Here is an 18,000-nt window from a genome sequence, read left to right as displayed (position 1 = left end):
TTCGATCTAGAATCCACCGGCGCTTTCCAGCACGTCGAATTCGGAATTCAGATCATAGAGGCCGGCGCGCACCGACAGTTCGGGGCTGAGCATCTGGTCGATCCAGGCTTCATAGAGTTTGACCGCCGGGGTGCCCGATTCGATGCTGCTGACCATCTGGGCGTCACCGACCAGCGCCGAGATGGACTGGCCATTATTGTAGATGCCGTAGACATGCATCTCCGCCCCGCGCCAGCCCAGCATATCCTCCAGATCCAGTTCGGCGACGACATCGAGATTGTTGAGATAACGCGCCCGCTGCTTGATGCCGCCGCTGACGACCCCCATGATGTCGCTGACATAGGTGACGTCGATCAGGACCGGACCATGTCCCGGTTGCTGTTCACCGGCATGGATATGCGAGTGAATCTGGACAGGCGAGTCGATGGGGGCGCCGGCCACCGGTGCCGTCGCATCCAGCGGCGCGTCTGCGGCAGGGAGCGATGCGCCGGCCGCAAGGAGAAGCGCGGCCCCGATCATCGGCGGACGCTTTCAGCCAGGCGGGGAACAGGCGCTGGGTGATGCGGCAAAATCATGGCGGCAGAATATGGCGCCGCCGGCCGGAAATGGCATTTATCCTGGCCACGTCGCGCCATGGTCAACCGAAATCGCGGCCATGATCGGCAGGAAAATCCGTCCGGCCCGTTCGCGGGCGAACCGGACGGACGGATTATTTCGCGCCCGTCACCCGCACGGCATAGACCTGATTGCTGCCGTCCATGTTGGAGCGGAAGACCATCCACTGACCGTCCGGCGTGAAGGTGATGTTGGGTTCGAGCCGATAGTCGTGGCGCGCCATGTCCACGATCTTCTCCGCCTCCAGCGTGCCGGGCGCGACGAGATCGGCGGCATTGTCGGCATGGATGCCCGCGACGTCGGGGATGTCTTTGGGCGTGAAGAGATAAAGATATTTGCCGTCGGGTGCATGGGCGACCATTTCGCTGTCGCCGCCGTCGCCCGAAAAGCGTTGAAGATCGGGCGCTTGGTTATAATGGACCGACCACATGTTGCGATCGACATGATACCAGCGGCGGCGGCCGGTCGCCAGTTCGTAGCCCGCGAGCCAGAACACCTCGCCGCGCGGCGTCTGAAGATCGTACCAGATCCATTTGCCGTCGGGCGAGAAGAATTCGTGGCCGGCAATCTCCATGTTCATGAAGCGCTTGTGCACCAGTTGCTGGCCGGTGCCGTCGGTGCGGATGGTCCAGATACGGTCCACTTTATGCCATGGCCCTTCATGGCAATATAGGATGAGGCCGGGGTCGGTCGGCGAGAATTGGACATGGTTGAGCCAGTCGGTCGATGCCACGACCACCTTGCGCTCGCCGGTGCGGATGTCGATGGTGAAGATCTCCATCGGGATCTTCGCCTCCAGCCGCTCATCGAGGCGCACCTCCTTGGCTTCGGCGAAGGACAGCGGTTTGCCGTCCGGGCCGGTCGCGGCATAATGGGCTTGGCCGAACTGCTGCTTGATCTCGGGCGCCGCGCCCTTCTTCGTGCCGTCTGGCTGCAGCGGCTTGTCGCTGGCGGCCCATTGGCCGAGCAGCAGCGTTTCATCGGCGTTGATCGAGCCGATCGAACCTTTCGCGACCGTAGCGATTCGGCGCGTCTTGCCGCTGTCGATGTCGGCGGCGAAAATGGTCGTCGCGCCCGCACCATCGTCGCGCCGGCGGCTGGCATAATAAGCGCTGCGCGTCGTGCGCCCGGTGAAGAGCAGTTGCAGATTCTTGCCCCTGACCAGCGGCTTCACGCTCCAGTCGGACAGCGTCACCACGCTGATGCCGTCGGGGGTGGAGATCACCATCTTGTCGCCCTGCGGCGTATAGCTGTTCTGGTGAAAATAGAGGCTGGCGGCGCCGGCGGGTTCATCAGTGATCTGGACGATCTCATGGCCTGTGGCGGCGTCGGTCCATTGCCTGACCGGCTTTGCGAGCGCGCCGCCGGTCCATGCCAGCGCCGTCAGGGCGATCAGCGCCATGCCGCTTTTCATCTTCATATATCGTCCTTATCCCTGCGTCGGCAGCGCATCGGGGATGAGCGCCAGATTTTCGATGGCGGCAAGGCCCCATTGAGCCGCCGTGTTGGTGGAAACGCCCGGCCATTCGACCGTCGGGCCGATGATCTGCGTGCCGGTCAGGGTCACGCGCGGATCGCCGTTTGCGAGGCCAAGGCCCGCCTCGCCGGAGAAAAACTCCTCCCAGGCGCGCCGCGCCATCGCCGGGTCGCGGGTCTGCTGGGCGAGATAGGCGGTAAGGCGCGAATGACCTTCGCGCAGGTTGCGGCCCTTCCAGGGGACGGGGAAGGCGGCTTCCCATTCCGCGCGCGGCGCGTTGAACCAGCGGCAATAGTCCAGCCACGCCGTGCGATAGCGCGGCACATCGAGCAGGTCGAGCAGTTCGGCATTGAGTTCAAGCGCGCCGAAGACGGCGTTGAGATGCGAGACGGCGATGCCCTCCCCTGCCCCAAGGAACCGGCCGGTCGACAAGTCGAAGGGCGCGCTGCCCGTGAGCCAGCCATATTTGAGGCCGCCGATGCTGGTCATGCCGGCAAGCAGCCGGTCGCGCCATTTCCGCTCGCCAGTGCGTTCCCATTCGGCAAGCCATGAGGAGGCGACCGCGCACCATGTGGTGCCGAAGGTCATTTCGATCGCCCCTTCTGGCAGCGGCTTGCGATCCGCGCCCGGCACCTTGCGGCCGATTTCGACATGACCGAGCGTCTGGTCGGACGTGAGCAGGTCGCGTATCAGGTCGCCGACCCGTTCGTCGCCGGTCAGAAAATAATAGATGCGGCGGTAAATGGCGTTGCTGATGCGCGGCTGTTTGGAACTGTCGCTCCAATGCTGCACACCATGGCGGGTGCCCAGCCCCTTGAAACGGCCAAGATGATAGACATCGACCTCTCCGGTGTGGCGGGTCATCGCCTCGGCGAAGCGGAATAAGGCAGCATCACCCGTCCGCAACACGCTGAGCCAGAGCCACAGGTCGGGCGACAATTCGCTATTGTCCCAGGCATAGCCGCCAATGTCATAGCGCCACTGATGCCGGTCGGCATCATAGGTGTGCATGACGTCGCCATGGTTCCAGAAGCCATACCAGCGACGGCGGTCGACCTCCGCTTCATAAAAGGCGGCGAGGTTGCTGATCTGATTTTCGATCCGCGCCTTCATCGGGCTGGACCGGTCGGGCAGGTTCCAGGGGCCGAACACGCCGGCGGCGTGGATGCGTTCGGGGCTGACCATCAACTGGGGGGGCGTGGCATTGGCCTTCGCCATGGCGGACAACCGGTCCGCGTCGGGCGTGGCGGCGCAGGCCCAGAGCGTCAGTTCGCTGGTGCGGGCGATGCCGGTCGCACTGTCCCAGCCGGGCTCATAATCCTCATAGGTGATGGCCAGCCCTTCATTCTGGGCGTCATAGCCCTCCATCCCCATGACGCCGCGATAGGGGCGCAGGTCCATCGGTCTGGCATCGGGCGACCAGAGCCACAGGTTGAGCGCAGCCTGTTCCGTCGCCGCGCCGCGAATGTCGATCTGGGCCGGATGCCGCTGCCAGAAATAGCGCGCGGCGATCGCCACGCCGCCAGCCGGCGAGCCGACATAGCCAAGACCCAGCGCGCGCGTGCCGGCGGTGGAATCGACCCAGGCATGGCCCGGCTCGGTCCGCTTCGCGATGGCAAAGCCGTCGGCGCTGAGCTGGCTGAGGGAAAAATCGCTCCAGGTCGGGATGCGATCGAGCAGCGGACGCACGTCCGGTGCGATACCCTCCATCGCCACGGCCTTGCCCGCAACCTGCGCCGCACGCGCCGCTTCGCCGGGATCGCGGCGCAAGCCGGTGAGCGGACGCACGGCTTCGGAGAAGAGATGGCCGTCGGCGGTGGCGAGCCGGACATGCCGGTCATGCGGCGCGCCGGCCATCGGCACCGCGGCGGCAAAGCCGATGCCGCTGATGAAATCCTTCGCCGGATCACCGTCAAAAATGAAGCTGTGGACGATGCGGAGATGATCGCCGCCCGCATAGGCGTAGAGGCGAAGGGAGAAAGGCAGCCACCGGCGGCCCGCCCCTTCATGCATTCCGTCCAGTTTGACAACGGCGCGCAGCGGGCCTTTCTGTTCGACCGTTACCCGGTCGATCCGGCCGGTAAATTCGGTGCGACGGCCATGTTCTGGCGCATCATCGACACTCGCCACCAGCTTGAGAGCAGCCATGACCTGTCGCTCGCCGCTCCATGCGCCGGCGATGACGCTGGCGCCGGTGCGCGGAATGCGCCAGCGCGTCGCACCGGTCGCGATTTCGATCATGTCGGATGTCTCACGAACGATGATCGGTGCGGTGGGCGCGCGCGGCTTGCCGGGGACGACGGCCAGACCGGCGGGTTGATCCGTGCCGGCGGCAAGGGCGTGGGCCGACCATTTGAGCGACCCGTCGGGCCAGGTGGCCAGGGTCCAATGCTGCGACGGCAGCATCGCGCCGTCATCGCCGCGCAGGGTGAGGGCCGCATCGGCCTTCATCGCGCCGCGCGGCCAGGGGACGCCGAACGTCTGGCCCAGGCTGAGCGGCGGCGCGGCGCCGTCGATCCAGCGCACTGGCGTTGGCGGTGCGGAACGGGCAACGGCGAGGGCGTCGGGCGGCAACAGCGCCGCCGCTCCGCCCAGTAGACTGGCCCGCAGCATGTCGCGTCGGCCGACGGTGAGCGAAATGGTCATGTCCCCTCCTCCTGGTCCCGGTCTAGAGCCGGACGACCGAAAAATTGCGCAGTTGAATATGACTCTGGGTCGTGCGGACGCCGAAATGGCCGCGCCGATAGGGATCGGCGTCCGTCATGGTGAAAAGCGTCGCGCCGTCACGCTCCACCGCGATGCGCCGGCCGTCGGCGATCAGGCGCAGGCGGAACCAGCGATTGGGCAGCAGCATGTCCGCCGGGTCGAGGCGGTCATGTTCGGGAAGCAGCGGCCGATCGCCCGGTTTCCCCACATAGCGGCGCATCCGGGTGGTGCTGTTCCGGTTGCCGCCAATCCCGACATAATAAGTGCGCAGCGTGTCATAATCCTCGAACACGCCGCTGCGCGGCCGCGCCAGTGCCGATCCGCCCGGTGCGGCCGGATCGCTGGCCATCCAGAAGGCATTGACGTCGCTCACCGCATCCTGCGGGCCGCCCGCCTGCACCGCGCGCACCTCATAATCGATGGCAAGCGGGCCGACGAGTTCGGGGCGGAACCACAAGGTCAGCCCGGCGGGCGTGTCGATGTCGAGCACGCCGCCCTTTATCCCCACGCGCGCGTCGGCCGAGGCCGCTTCAAGCCGCCATTGGCGCAGGCCATGGCGAAAATCGTCGTGATGCAGGACGGCCGGCGCAGCGCGCCCCGCGACTGGCGTGGCAGCCAGCGCGGCGAGCATAGTCCGGCGGGTGAGGCCGGACCCGATCACAGTTTCAGACGGACACCGCCATAGACGCGGCGACCGAAGGTTTCGATGATGGTCCGGCGATAGACGCTGTTCGCATTTTCCTTACGCGTGGCGTCCAGCAGATTGACGCCTTCGAGGAAGAAGGAGACGCCCGGCATCACGGTGAGGTTGAGCGACGCGTCGAGCTGGCCATAAGCCTCCCCGAATTCGGGGTTGCCGCCGCGCCCGGCAGCATTGATCAGATAGCGTGAGCGCCAGTTATAGGCGCCGCGCAGGCTGACCACATCATCCTCATAATAAGCCGAGAGGTTGTAGGCATGGCGCGAAAGCCCCTGGAACGGCAGGGCTTCGCCGGTGAAGCGGTCCGTACCCTCATAACCGCTATCCTTCGAATAAGTATAGTTGGCGATGACGCCCATCTGCTTGAGCACCGGCACGTCGATAAAGTCGAAGGCGATCTGCGCGCCCGCTTCGACGCCGTTGATCGTCACCTTCTGCGTGCCGTTGGTGGGCACGGTGATGGTGTATACGACGCCGGTGGGATCGGTGTAATTTTCCGTCGTGTTCTGGATGAAGGAGCTGATTTCCTTGCGGAAATAGGTCACCGACGCGAAGCTGGTGCGGTTGATATAATATTCCAGGCCCGCATCATATTGGCGCGCGCGGAAGGGTTGAAGCCCCGGATTGCCGCGCGAGCCGGTCAGGCCCACCACGTCGAGCGTGAAGCGAGGCGCGAGCTGCTGGGGCAGTGGCCGGGCCATGACTTCGGTCGCGGTGACGCGCGCCATCAGCTTGTTGGGGATGAGTTCCGCCTTCATGTTGAGCGAGGGCAGGAATTCGGTGTTCTTGCTGTCATAGGATACCGGCGAGATGACGCCGCCCTGGCTGAGATAGCCGGACGTGTTCACCTTCGTATTGACGACGCGCGCGCCGATGATGCCGGTCACCGGCACCGCCCCGACATCGAAGGCGAAGGCCGCCTGTCCATAGCCGGCAATGTTGCGCTCGCCCACGTCCCAGGTATCGGTGAACACCTGCGCGTTGAACGGGTCGGGAATGCCGATCGCATCGGCGACGCCCTGCGTCATGTTGAGCCAGCCGGTATAGCCGCCCGAAAAGCCCAGGTCTCCGGTGTGGAAGAAGGGCGCGGTGCCGAGCGCGGCATAGCCGATGGCATTGTCGATCTGGGCCTGGACCGCAGGATCGGAAAAGCCGTTGAGAACCGTCGAGGTGTTGAAGAATTTGCTGGTGACGGTGAGGTCGCGATACTGGCCGCCGATCTTGATTGAGGTCAGCAGACCGCCGTCGGGCTTATATTCCGCGTCCAGCTTGCCCATTTTTTCAGTCTGGTTGTCGTAGCGCGGGCGGCGCAGGACGGTGAGCTGGTTGATCCCGGCGCGGGTCGTGGGATCATTGGGCAGGATGATCTGCGGCGCATTCTGGTCATTGCCATAATCGACGATCAGGCTGTCCATCCCGGTGACGGCCGCGGTCGCATTGACTTCGTTATTATAGGCCTTCGCCTTGGCGTAGGAGATTTTCGGGGTCAGCGTCAGCTTTCCCGTCGTCCATTCAGCGCCCAGCGCAAGATTGAAGGTCGTGCGGCGAATATCGCCCAGAATGTTGCGATAGGATACGCCGAGCTGGCTGGTCTGCGGACGGGTCGTATTGTTGGTCATCACCAGATATTGGACGGTATTGTCCGGGCCGATCACGGTATTTTCGGTATCGACGATGCCGCCGCTGGTGCCGGTCTGAAGATATTGCGACGTCACCGACTGGTTGGAGCGCGTCCAATTGCCTTCCAGATAGGCTTTCAGATTGTCGCTCGGTTGCCATTCGAGAATGCCGTTCAACGCATAGCGGCGGGTTTCGAGGCGATTGATGACATAGCGGGGAATATCGGGGAAAAAGTCGCCGACGCCATCATCATTGAGGTCATAAAGATCGCCATCGGCGTCCTTGAGCTGCACCCAGCCGGTGGTGCGCGCCTGATGGCTTTCCACATTGCGGTTTTCGAACGTGCCCGACACCAGGATGCCGAGCGTGCCGTCGGCGAAGGTGTCGCTGCCGATGATGGCGATGCGCGGGTCCATATGGTCGGCGATGTCGGCATAGATGGCCTGGGCCGAACCGGCCAGATAGGGCTTGCCCCCATTGTCGAACGGCCGGCGCGTGATGATGCGCACGGTGCCGCCCACGCCGCCTTCGGTCATGTCCGCGGTGGCGGACTTGACGACTTCCAGCCGGTTGACGAATTCGGAGGGCAGATCGCGGAAATCGACATCTCGGCCGCCGCCGACGGTGGTCGACAAGGCCGTGGTTCCGTTGATTTCGACGCGGTTGAGCGACGGATCGGCGCCGCGGATGGTGACGCCCGAACCTTCACCGTCCGAACGGGTCAACTGCACGCCGGTGACGCGCTGCAACGCCTCGCCGACATTCTTGTCCGGGAATTTGCCGATGTCTTCGGCCGAGATCGCGTCCAGCACCTGCGGCGCGTTGCGCTTGGCATTGAGCGCGCCCTGAAGGCTGGAGCGGATGCCGGTCACGACGATGTCGGCATCTTCGGAATCCGGCGTACCCCGATTCTGGGGCGCTACCTGTTCCTGCGCTGCGACCGCGAGCGGCGCAACGGCCGCCAGCGCCGCATAGGAAATCGTGGCAAGTTTCACATATCGCAACCGCACCGGTCATCCTCCCTTTTTCCAATATTCCACATATTGGGCTTTGATTGCGTTATTTGGAAAAAACTACCCGCACTTGTCAAGATGCTGTTTCAAGCCGCGGGCACAAACCACCGCCCACGCGCAGAAATATACGCGTTCTGCGGAGGGCGGTCCGTTGAGGACAAATTTGATTTTCCAGGAGGTTATCGGGCGGATCGATTGAAGAATCGGTCCTGTGGGGCTGCGAAATTTTGCCGATCAATGGACCCGGCCGAGCGGGAACATCGATGACGGAGGATCAGATCACGTCGGCCCCTGCCCGCATGATCGGCATGTCGAGTCCGAAAATCCGCCCCGATCCCCGCTGATGGCGCTTGGCCTGATACAAAGCGAGGTCGGCGCGGCGCATCAACTCCGCCTGACTGGCCGACGGGTCGGCCGCCAGCGTCGCGCCGACCGTGGCCGAGACCCGCCGGGTTTCGCCATCCTGCGTAATGGCCACCTGCAGTTGATCCAGAACCTGTTGGACATAGGCCGGGAGGTCGGCGCAATCCCGCGGGCGCGTGACGAGTAGCGCGAATTCATCGCCCCCCAGTCGCGCGGGGAAGGCATTGGTCATGCATCCATCGCACATCCGCCTGGCGATGGCCTTCAATATCTCGTCACCGGCAGCATGGCCGAAATTATCGTTGACGACCTTGAAGCCGTCCAGATCGATCAACAGCAACGCCACCGGCTCGGCCTGCACTTCGGCCGACGCGAGCGTTTCCGCGAAGCGCCGTTCGAAACTGGCCCGGTTCGGCAGGCCGCTCAAACTGTCGGTGCTGGCGCTGTGCCGCAATTCCTCTTCGCGCAGATGACGGTCGGTCACGTCTTGAATAACGCCGACGATCGCGGCCGGGCGTTCGTGCCGAAACTCGATCTCGCCGATGCTGCGCACCTGGCGCGCCCGGCCGTCCGCCGTCGTCAGGCGGGATTCAAAATCGAAGGATTCGCCGTAGCGCGCAGCCCGGCCGAAACATTGTTGCAAATGCCGGGCGTCGTTGGGAGAATAAAAGGCGAGCGCCTCCTCCAACGTCGGCAGGGCGCCGACCGGCACGGCGTGGATCGCATAGACCTGATCGGACCATTCGAGATGCTGGTCGTCGAGTGACAGACGCCAGGAGCCGATGCCGGCCAGTTTTTCGGCCTGACGCAGCAGGCGGTGCTGGCCGTCAAGAATATTGGCGCGCTCTTCGGCCAGTTCAGCCAGATCGCGCGCTTCCTGCGCGGTCGCATGGGCGCGCAGCAGGCTTTCAGCCACGGCGGCGAGATCTTTGAGAATCGCCACCTCCTCACTCGACAGCCGGCGCGGCCGGGTATCGATGATGCAGAAAGAACCGATACCCGGCAGGTTATCGGTGAAGCCGTCGCGGTCCGGTCGCAGGGGCACGCCAGCATAAAAGCGGATACGCGGGTCGCCGCGCACCAGCGGATTGCGGTCGAAACGCGCGTCCAGATGTGCGTCTTCGACCAGAAGCAAGTCCGGTTCATCGATGGTATGGGCGCAAAAAGCATGTTCGCGCGGGGTTTCGCGCACGTCGAGTCCCTGCACGGACTTGAACCATTGGCGGTGATCGTCGACCAGGGAGACAAGCGCTATGGGACAGTCCAGCAGCCGCTGGGCCAAGGCCGTCAACGCATCAAATTCACGCTCCGGCGGCGTATCGAGAATGTGGAAGCTCGCCAACTTGCGCAGACGAGCCGCTTCCATGTTCTGATCCATGCGCCCAAATCCTTATCTCTCCATAGTTTAACCGATAACCTTAAGAAAAGATTATCAGAAGTCATCGGGCCGCCGCCCCGATGGCTCGACCGAGCGCTCCGCTCTTCGCTTCTGCTTGTAACTGTCAGCGGTTTTTCCAATTTCTTCGGTAGCCAAGCCGGAGCGTATAAGCAGTGCGCCGACACAAGTGAGCGGCCGACCGAGAGAGGAGTCAATCCATGGACGCAAGAACGAGCGGAGACCCCCTGAGCGACCCGCGCAAGGAGCCGGTAGCGCTGCGAAGCCTGCTGGGCCGGACCAACCGGGACTGGTGGCCCAATCAATTGTCGCTGGACATCCTCCATCAGCAGGGCCGCACCGGCAACCCGATGGGCGACGATTTCGATTATGCGACGGAATTCAAAAGCCTGGACCTGGCCGCGGTGAAGCGCGACCTGACCGCGCTGATGACCGACAGCCAGCCCTGGTGGCCGGCGGACTATGGGCATTACGGCCCCTTCTTCATCCGCATGGCCTGGCATTCGGCCGGCACCTACCGGACCGGCGACGGCCGTGGCGGCGCATCGTCGGGCACCCAGCGCTTCGCGCCGCTCAACAGCTGGCCCGATAATGCCAATCTGGACAAGGCGCGCCGCCTGCTGTGGCCGGTAAAGCAGAAATATGGCCGCAAGCTCAGCTGGGCTGACCTCATGATCCTGGCCGGCAATGTCGCGATCGAATCGATGGGCGGGCCGATCTTCGGCTTCGGCGGCGGACGCGAGGACGTGTTCGAGCCGGAAAAAGACATTTACTGGGGTACGGAAGAATTCTGGGTCGGGCAGGAAGGGAATGAAACCCGCATCCAGCCGGACAAGGAAATGGCGCTGGAGAACCCGCTGGCGGCGATCCAGATGGGCCTTATCTACGTCAATCCCGAAGGGCCGGGCGGCGAACCCGATCCGATCCAGTCGGCGCGCGATATTCGCGAGACATTCGCCCGGATGGCGATGAATGACGAAGAAACGCTGGCGCTGACCGCCGGCGGGCACACATTCGGCAAATGCCATGGCGCGGGTGACGCGTCCAAGGTGGGCGCCGAGCCGGAGGGCGCGGACATCGCCCAGCAGGGCCTGGGCTGGCAGAGTGGCCATGAAAGCGGCATTGGCGATCATACCATCACCAGCGGCCTGGAAGGCGCCTGGACCCCCACGCCGATCCAGTGGTCGATGAACTATTTCCACATGCTGCTGGACTATGAATATGAGCTGGTCAGGAGTCCGGCGGGCGCCAAGCAGTGGCAGCCCATCAACCAGAAGCCCGAGGATATGGCGCCCGGCGCGCACAGCCCCGACAAGCGCCTGCCCACGATGATGACCACCGCCGACATGGCGTTCAAGATGGACCCGGACTATCGGAAGATCGCTGAATATTTCTACGCCAATCCCGATGCTTTCGCCGACGCCTTCGCCCGCGCATGGTTCAAGCTGACGCATCGCGACATGGGGCCAAAGGCGCGCTATCTGGGGCCCGATGTGCCGGCCGAAGACCTGATCTGGCAAGACCCGGTTCCGGCCGGTCCGGTGCTGAGCGAGGCGGATGTCGCGACGCTCAAGGACAAGATCGTGGCGAGCGGCCTTAGCGTCAGCCAGCTGGTCAAGACCGCCTGGGCGTCGGCGGCGACCTATCGCGACTCCGACAAGCGCGGCGGCGCCAATGGCGCCCGCCTTCGGCTGGCCCCGCAAAAGGATTGGGAGGTCAACGAACCTGACGAACTGGCAAAGGTGCTCGCGATATATGAGGGCATCCGGAACGACTTTGGCGGCAATGTGAGCCTTGCCGATCTGATCGTGCTGGGCGGCAATATGGGCGTTGAAAAAGCGGCGAAGGATGCCGGCTATGACGTCGCCCTGCCTTTCGCTTCGGGCCGCGGCGACGCGTCGCAGGAGCAGACCGACGCCGAAAGTTTCGAACCGCTCGAGCCAAAGGCGGACGGATTCCGTAACTATCTACAGGTCCGTTTCAGCGTGCCGACCGAGGAATTGCTGATCGATCGCGCGCAATTGCTGGGCCTGAGCGCGCCAGAGATGACGGTGCTGGTCGGCGGGCTGCGGGTGCTGGGCACCAATCATGGCGGATCGGCTCACGGCGTGCTGACCGATCGCCCCGGCCAGTTGACCAACGACTATTTCGTCAACTTGCTCGACATGGGCACGGCGTGGAAGGAAGTGGATGATCGGGGCGACGAGGTTTTCGTCGGCACCGACCGCGCGAGCGACACGGAAAAGTGGACCGCCACCCGCACCGACCTGGTGTTCGGGTCCAATTCCCAGCTGCGCGCCGTGTCCGAGGTCTATGCCGCGGCGGATGCCGGCGACAAGTTCGTCGCCGATTTCGTCAAGGCCTGGACCAAGGTGATGAACGCCGACCGCTTCGACCTGCGGGCATGAGCCAAGGCCGCCGGGGCGCGCGACGCCCCGGCGGCCTTTTTCTTCATTGCACTGCGGCGATCAGGTCCGCGACATCATGGACCACGCCATTGGCCACGACCTTTTTCACCTTGAAACTGTTGGCGATGTCCGCGCGCGGGTCGCCATCCAGCAAGGCGATGTCCGCGAGTTTGCCGACTTCCAGCGTGCCGGCGTCCAGGTTCAGTGCTTTGGCTGAATTGACCGTCGCGGTCTGAAGCGCCTGGAACGGCGTCAGCCCGGCATCGACATAGGATGCTATCTCCGCATGGAGATTGGTGGCGATCATCGTGTCCGTGCCCGCCACGACAATGGTGCCCGCGTCATACATCTTCTTGAGGCTGATGAGACCGCCCGCCAGCAGCGGCCTTACGATCCGCGCCATCGGGTCATTTTCGGTCGTGACCGTCTCCCGCGCCCAGGTCGGATACAGATTCACGCGCGGGTCGTCGCGATAATCGGGGTGTTGCTCGAGATAGCCGGTGAGCGCCCCGAAATTGGTCGGCGTCAACGTGCGCCGGCTTTGCCCGAACAGTTGGATCACATCTTCATAGGCCATGCCGCCTGGCCCCTGTTTGGGCGAATAGCCGCGCCGGCTGGTCGCGCCCATATGTTCCGTGCCATCGACGCCCGAAAAGGCGGCGGGAAAGATTTCATGGCCGGAAACCGGGATGCCCATGTCGTGCGCAGCCTGCGCGATGCGGCGCTGGTAGATGTCGGGCATCCGCACATAGCTTTTCTGGATGTCATATTTGAGCGCGCGGGCGCGGGCGAGTTCGCGTTCCAGATGGGCCGGGCTGGAGACGGCGATGCCCATCTTGTAATAGACGCGCTGCCATTCGAGCAGGGGGCCGCCGGTATAGAGACGCGGACTGAGGCGCACGCCCGCTTCCGCCGCCTCGCGATCCTCCACCGCGTCATAGACCTGCGTGCCGGGGTCGCGAACGGTGGTGATGCCGTAGGCGAGCCAGGCTTTTTCCAGGTTCGAGCCGAAATCCTTTTGAATATGGGAATGATATTCGATCAGACCGGGGATCGCGGTGAGGGTACTGGCGTCGATATAGCGGACATCGGCATCGCCCGTGGCCGGTTCATGATCGCGAATGGCGACGATCCGGTTGCCGTCGATCACGATGTCCTTGTTCTTCTGCGTCACGTCGTGGACGGAATCGATGAGGCCACCGACATGGATGATGGTGCGGCCCGTTGGCTTGGCCAGCCGGTAGGTGAGGTCGATCGGCACGTCGGACGTGACGCCCGTTTCCATATTGATGATCTTCAGCTTCTCGTTCGACTGGAAGAGGATCGTCTTCGAATCCCTGCTCCATGTCGGGTAGAAGGCGGTTTCCGACGTGTAGCTGCGCACCGGCCCCAGCGGTTTGGCGTCCTTGTCGATCGGCCAGAGTTTCAGCAGCCCTTCATAGATGCCTGCCATTTTCGTGCCGTCGGGCGACCAGGCCGGGCCGCTGCCGCTGCGCGTGTCGAGCGACATATTGGCTTCGGGAATTTGCCAGAAGGGTTCGCCTTTGCCATCGACCGGGATGACGTAGACCTGGTTGGTGCCTTCGCGGAAGCTGTTGGAAAATTTATAGGACAGGCTGATCGCGATATTTTTGCTGTCCGCCGACCAACTGGGACTGCCCGGCTGGCCCAGTGACCCCTGGAGGCGCGTCACCTTGCCGGTGGCGACATCGACCACGCACACGCCCGCCACACCCCAGCGGCCATCGACATCGAGAAAGGCGATCTGCCTGCCGTCAGGCGACCAGGCCGCAGACAGCGGCTGGGTATCCATATGGGTGAGCTGCCGGTCCTTGCCGGTCTTCAAATCCTTTATGAAAAGCTGGGGCAGGCCGCCAATCCGGTCGGAGGAAAAGACGATGCTGTTGCCGTCTGGCGACCAGTCGGGATCGGCGTCGAGCGCGGCGTCCTTCGTGAGATTTTCCGGCGTTCCGCCCTTGGATGACACGACATAGAGGTCTCCCAGCGCAACGAAGGCGATGCGCTGGGCGTCGGGCGACAGACGCGGATGGGTGATGCCCAGCACCTTTCTGGGCGCGGTGGAATCCCAGTCGCGTCTGGCCCTGTTATATTGGGGTCGCACCACCTCCAGCGTCGCCGCGAAATCGACCGTCGATTTGGCCTTGCCACCATGCCGGACTTTGCCGTCCGACACGTAATAATAGCCGTTCTTCTGCCACGATATGCGAAAAGGGAAGACATTTTCCGAGCCGCTTACCAGCTTGTCATCGATGACCAGATGACTGCCCGTATCGTCCTGAACCACATAGGCCAGTTCGCCCGACGGGCCGAAGGAGGGTGCGTCAGCCTTGCCCGCCGCCTGCTTCAACAGGCTTTCCTGCCCGGTGGCGAGGTCGGTGACATAGATGGCGCTTTTCATGATCCCTTCCGCACCGGAATAGGCGATGCGGGCGCCATCGGGCGACCAGGTCGGCAGTCGGTCCTCGCGCGGGCTGCGGCTGATCTGCTTCATCGCGCCGGTGGCGACGTCGAGCGTCCAGATGTCGTAATTGCCGGTGCGGTCGGACGAAAAGGCGATTGTCTTGCCGTCGGGCGAGAAGATCGGTTCGCGATCGTCATAGGCGCCCTCGGTCAGCTTGCGCATGTCGCTGCCGTCGGGGTTGATGGTCCACAAATCATAGCCGCCATCGCGGTAGGAAAAGAAGAGCAGCCGCGATCCGTCCGGCGACCAGACCGGCTGGCGCGCATCGTTGAAATAGTCGGTGATCCGCTTCGCCTTGCCGCCTGCCGCCGGGATGATCCAGAGACTTCCCTGAAGATCGACCGCCAGCCATTTGCCGTCGGGCGACGCGGAAACCGCCATGGACGTGCCTTCATGCACGTCGAAGGCGATGGGCGTTTCCCCGCCGGGCGGGGGCAGATCGGCGGGGTGGGCCAGGGCCGGTCCGGCCGTGCCGAGCATCAGGGCGAGCGCAAGCGTCTTGAGCGATATTGTCATGCCAGATTATCCCTTACCAACCAAAGGCATAGCGTTCGCGCCGCACGTCGGCGGCGCCGCGCAGCGTGCCGGTTTCCGGCACCACGCCCGCCGCGACGATCCCGGTCGAAACCCCAAATGGTCCCAGCACATCAAGTTTGTGTCCGCGCGCGGCGAGGCGGTCGCGCACGGCCTGCGGCACGCGATCCTCTATCTCCAACGCGCCCGGTTCCGCCTTCTTGATCGCGAAGGAACCGTGAAAATGGCTGGAGTTGATGCGCGGCGCCTCGATCGCGGCCTGGAGCGGCTGGCCGAAGGCGAGCACGCGCAGCAACACATTCATGATCTGCTGATCCTGATTGTCGCCGCCGGGCGTCCCGATCGCGAGGAAGGGCGCGCCATCCTTGAGCACCATCGCGGGCGAGAGCGTGGTGCGCGGCCGCTTGCCGGGAACCAGCACATTGGGGCTTTCGGGATCGAGATCGAACACGGTCATGCGGTTGCTCATCGGCACGCCGGTGTCGCCCGCAATATAGGCGCCACCCAGCATCCAGCCGGAGCTGGGCGTGCAACTGAACAGGTTGCCATGCCGGTCAACGACCTCGATCGCCGTGGTGTCGGCGGTAGGCACCGGCGGCTTTTTGAGCATGTGAGGCGTGAAGATTGGCGTCGGACGCTGGCCGCCCTCCATTGCCCATGGGTCGCCATAGCGATGTTCGAGCGACGCCTTCGGTCCGATCTGCCGCGCGCGCTGTGCCGCATAGGCCTTGGACAGCAGCGCCTTGCCCGGCACCTTCGCGAAATCGGGATCGCCAAAATAGGCGTTGCGATCGTCGAAGGCGAGCTTGATCGCTTCGGCGAGTGTGTGGAGATAGAGTTCGCTGCCCGGCTCCATCGCACCGATGCCCGCCGCCTCGGCGATGTTGAGCGCGATCAGCAGCGCCGGCCCCTGACTCCAGAAGCCGCCCTTGCAGATGGTGTAGCCGAACACATTGGCGGTGAGCGGCGCCTCCACCTTGCCCCGGTAGCCGGCAAGGTCGGCATATCGCATGAGGCCGCCATCGGCCTCCATCGCCGCGCCGATGGTGCGGGCGATGTCGCCCTTGTAGAAGGCGTCGCGTCCGGCCTGGATTGCGGCTTTGCGGTCCTTCATGCTGGCAAAGGCCGCCTTGTCCGCGGCAGCAATGGCGCGCATGGTGCGGGCGAGGTTGGGCTGGCGGAAGATTTCGCCCGTCCTGGGCAGCTTTCCGCCGGGATAATAGGTGTCGTAGGCGGTCTTATATTTGGATGTCGCCTTTTGCTGGCTGACGAAGACCTCTGCCAGGAAATTATACATGACGAAGCCGTCCGCCAGTTCGATCGCGGGCTGCATCACCTGATCGAGGGTCATGGTGCCATTGAGTTGGAGCGCCAGCGCCATGGCATCGACCATGGCGGGGATGGTGCCGCCGCTCGGTCCGTTGCCCGGTATCATCCCCAGCGCGGCGAACTTGTCCGGGGTGGCGAGCGCAGGCGCGGTGCCCTGCCCGTTGATTACCGACGCTTTTTTCGTGCCGCTGTCATAGATGATGGTAGGCGCCTCGCCGCCGAAGCCGAAATGCGAGATTTCGGTGACGGCGGCGGCGAAAACGGCAGCGACGCCGGCATCAGTGGCATTGCCGCCGGCCAGCAGGATGCGGGTGCCCGCCGCCACGGCATAATGGCGCCCGGCCGCAACGATGCCGAACTGGCCCACAATCTCCGGCCGCAAAGTCTCACCCGCGCTCTTGAGCCGGGTCGGTTCGGGCGGCGGCGTCTGCGCCGTTGCCGATGGCGCGATCCCCGCTGCCAATCCTGTTCCCGCCGCGGCGAGCAGGGCGAATTCCCGCCGGTTAAGCCCTTGCGTTTCCTTTTTTCCTGGCATGACTTTTCCCCCTTGCGCGAACGGGTCCGCGCTTGCTGCAATGTGATGATGCGCCGCCCTGAACGTCAGGTGACGTCGAGGATGATCCGGTCTCCCTCCACCTGGGCGCGCAGCCCAAGGCTTTCGGCGACGGCGCGGGCGAAACCCTGCGGATCGGTGGCGAGAAACAGGCCGGTAATCGTCTGTTGCGCTACGTCCGGATCGGGAATGACGATGCGTTCGGCATTATAGCGCGCGAATTCTGCCGCCGCCTCTGCAAGGCTGGTGTCGCGAAAGGCGATCTTGCCGTCGCGCCAGGACAGCGACTGGGCGATCGCCTCCGACGAGATCGGCGCTGCGTCAATCGCGCCATCGACGCGCGCCCGCATCCCTTCGGCCAGACGCACGGGTGGTTGCGCCTCGGCTGCGTCCGACACTTCGACCACGCCTTCGCTGACGGTCACATCCACCGGCGCCGCGGCGTCATGCCGCACGGTGAAGGCGGTGCCGACGGCGCGGACCCGCGCGTCCCCGGCCATGACGACGAAGGGGCGCGCAGCATCCTTCGCCACGTCGAACAAAGCCTCGCCCCGCCTGAGCAGGATGGTGCGGCTGGTCTCGGTAAAGTGAACGTCGATATGACTGGCGGTATTGAGATTGACGACACTGCCGTCCGGCAGGGCGATGCGCAGCATTTCGCCCCGCGCCGTTTCATAGCCGGAGCGGTTGCCGAACAGCGCCAGTCCGACCGACCCGACGACCGCGGCCGCCGCCGCAGAACCGCCCATCCAGAGCATTTGCCGGCGCGACAGACCGGACGCTACCGGCTGCTGCTCCACCCCC

The 18,000-nt window shown here is 64.1% G+C and carries 10 protein-coding genes; 1 reads left to right on the top strand and 9 read right to left on the bottom strand.

Annotated features, from left to right (window positions below; translation table 11 throughout):
- Positions 1–6 precede the first annotated feature (6 nt).
- From C100_RS46585 to C100_RS46560, 6 genes are all read right to left on the bottom strand, one after another.
- The gene (locus C100_RS46585) at positions 7–519 is read right to left on the bottom strand and encodes a carbohydrate porin (protein WP_024022071.1); all 513 of its coding nucleotides are present in this window, start codon (positions 517–519) and stop codon (positions 7–9) included.
- Positions 520–709: 190 nt separating this feature from the next.
- A complete protein-coding gene (locus tag C100_RS46580) occupies positions 710–2,029 on the bottom strand; it encodes an oligogalacturonate lyase family protein (protein ID WP_031310361.1) in 1,320 nt (439 codons plus the stop codon).
- 15 nt (positions 2,030–2,044) lie between these two features.
- The gene (locus tag C100_RS46575) at positions 2,045–4,738 is read right to left on the bottom strand and encodes an exo-rhamnogalacturonan lyase family protein (protein WP_031310360.1); all 2,694 of its coding nucleotides are present in this window, start codon (positions 4,736–4,738) and stop codon (positions 2,045–2,047) included.
- 22 nt (positions 4,739–4,760) lie between these two features.
- The gene (locus tag C100_RS46570; protein WP_024022068.1) at positions 4,761–5,429 is read right to left on the bottom strand and encodes a DUF6250 domain-containing protein; all 669 of its coding nucleotides are present in this window, start codon (positions 5,427–5,429) and stop codon (positions 4,761–4,763) included.
- Positions 5,430–5,455: 26 nt separating this feature from the next.
- Positions 5,456–8,128 carry a TonB-dependent receptor gene (locus C100_RS46565; protein WP_235219157.1) on the bottom strand — a complete coding sequence of 891 codons (2,673 nt, stop codon included), beginning with the start codon at positions 8,126–8,128 and terminating at the stop codon, positions 5,456–5,458.
- 277 nt (positions 8,129–8,405) lie between these two features.
- Positions 8,406–9,872 carry a diguanylate cyclase domain-containing protein gene (locus C100_RS46560; RefSeq protein WP_024022066.1) on the bottom strand — a complete coding sequence of 489 codons (1,467 nt, stop codon included), beginning with the start codon at positions 9,870–9,872 and terminating at the stop codon, positions 8,406–8,408.
- Positions 9,873–10,090: 218 nt separating this feature from the next.
- Between C100_RS46560 and katG the strand changes: the two genes are divergently transcribed.
- Positions 10,091–12,298 (top strand): catalase/peroxidase HPI, encoded by a 2,208-nt coding sequence (gene katG, locus C100_RS46555; protein WP_024022065.1) that lies wholly within the window; start codon positions 10,091–10,093, stop codon positions 12,296–12,298.
- A gap of 43 nt (positions 12,299–12,341) precedes the next feature.
- On the opposite strand, the gene C100_RS46550 is transcribed toward katG, so the two are convergent.
- From C100_RS46550 to C100_RS46540, 3 genes are all read right to left on the bottom strand, one after another.
- Positions 12,342–15,296 (bottom strand): amidohydrolase family protein, encoded by a 2,955-nt coding sequence (locus C100_RS46550; RefSeq protein ID WP_024022064.1) that lies wholly within the window; start codon positions 15,294–15,296, stop codon positions 12,342–12,344.
- Positions 15,297–15,309: 13 nt separating this feature from the next.
- The gene (locus tag C100_RS46545; RefSeq protein WP_024022063.1) at positions 15,310–17,178 is read right to left on the bottom strand and encodes a gamma-glutamyltransferase family protein; all 1,869 of its coding nucleotides are present in this window, start codon (positions 17,176–17,178) and stop codon (positions 15,310–15,312) included.
- 65 nt (positions 17,179–17,243) lie between these two features.
- Positions 17,244–18,000 (bottom strand): FecR family protein (locus C100_RS46540; RefSeq protein WP_024022062.1); only part of this gene is annotated, 757 nt, incomplete at its 5' end.

This window comes from Sphingobium sp. C100, from assembly GCF_000508185.1.
Classification (GTDB): Bacteria; Pseudomonadota; Alphaproteobacteria; order Sphingomonadales; family Sphingomonadaceae; genus Sphingobium.
This window is presented reverse-complemented; position numbering and strand designations above follow the sequence as displayed.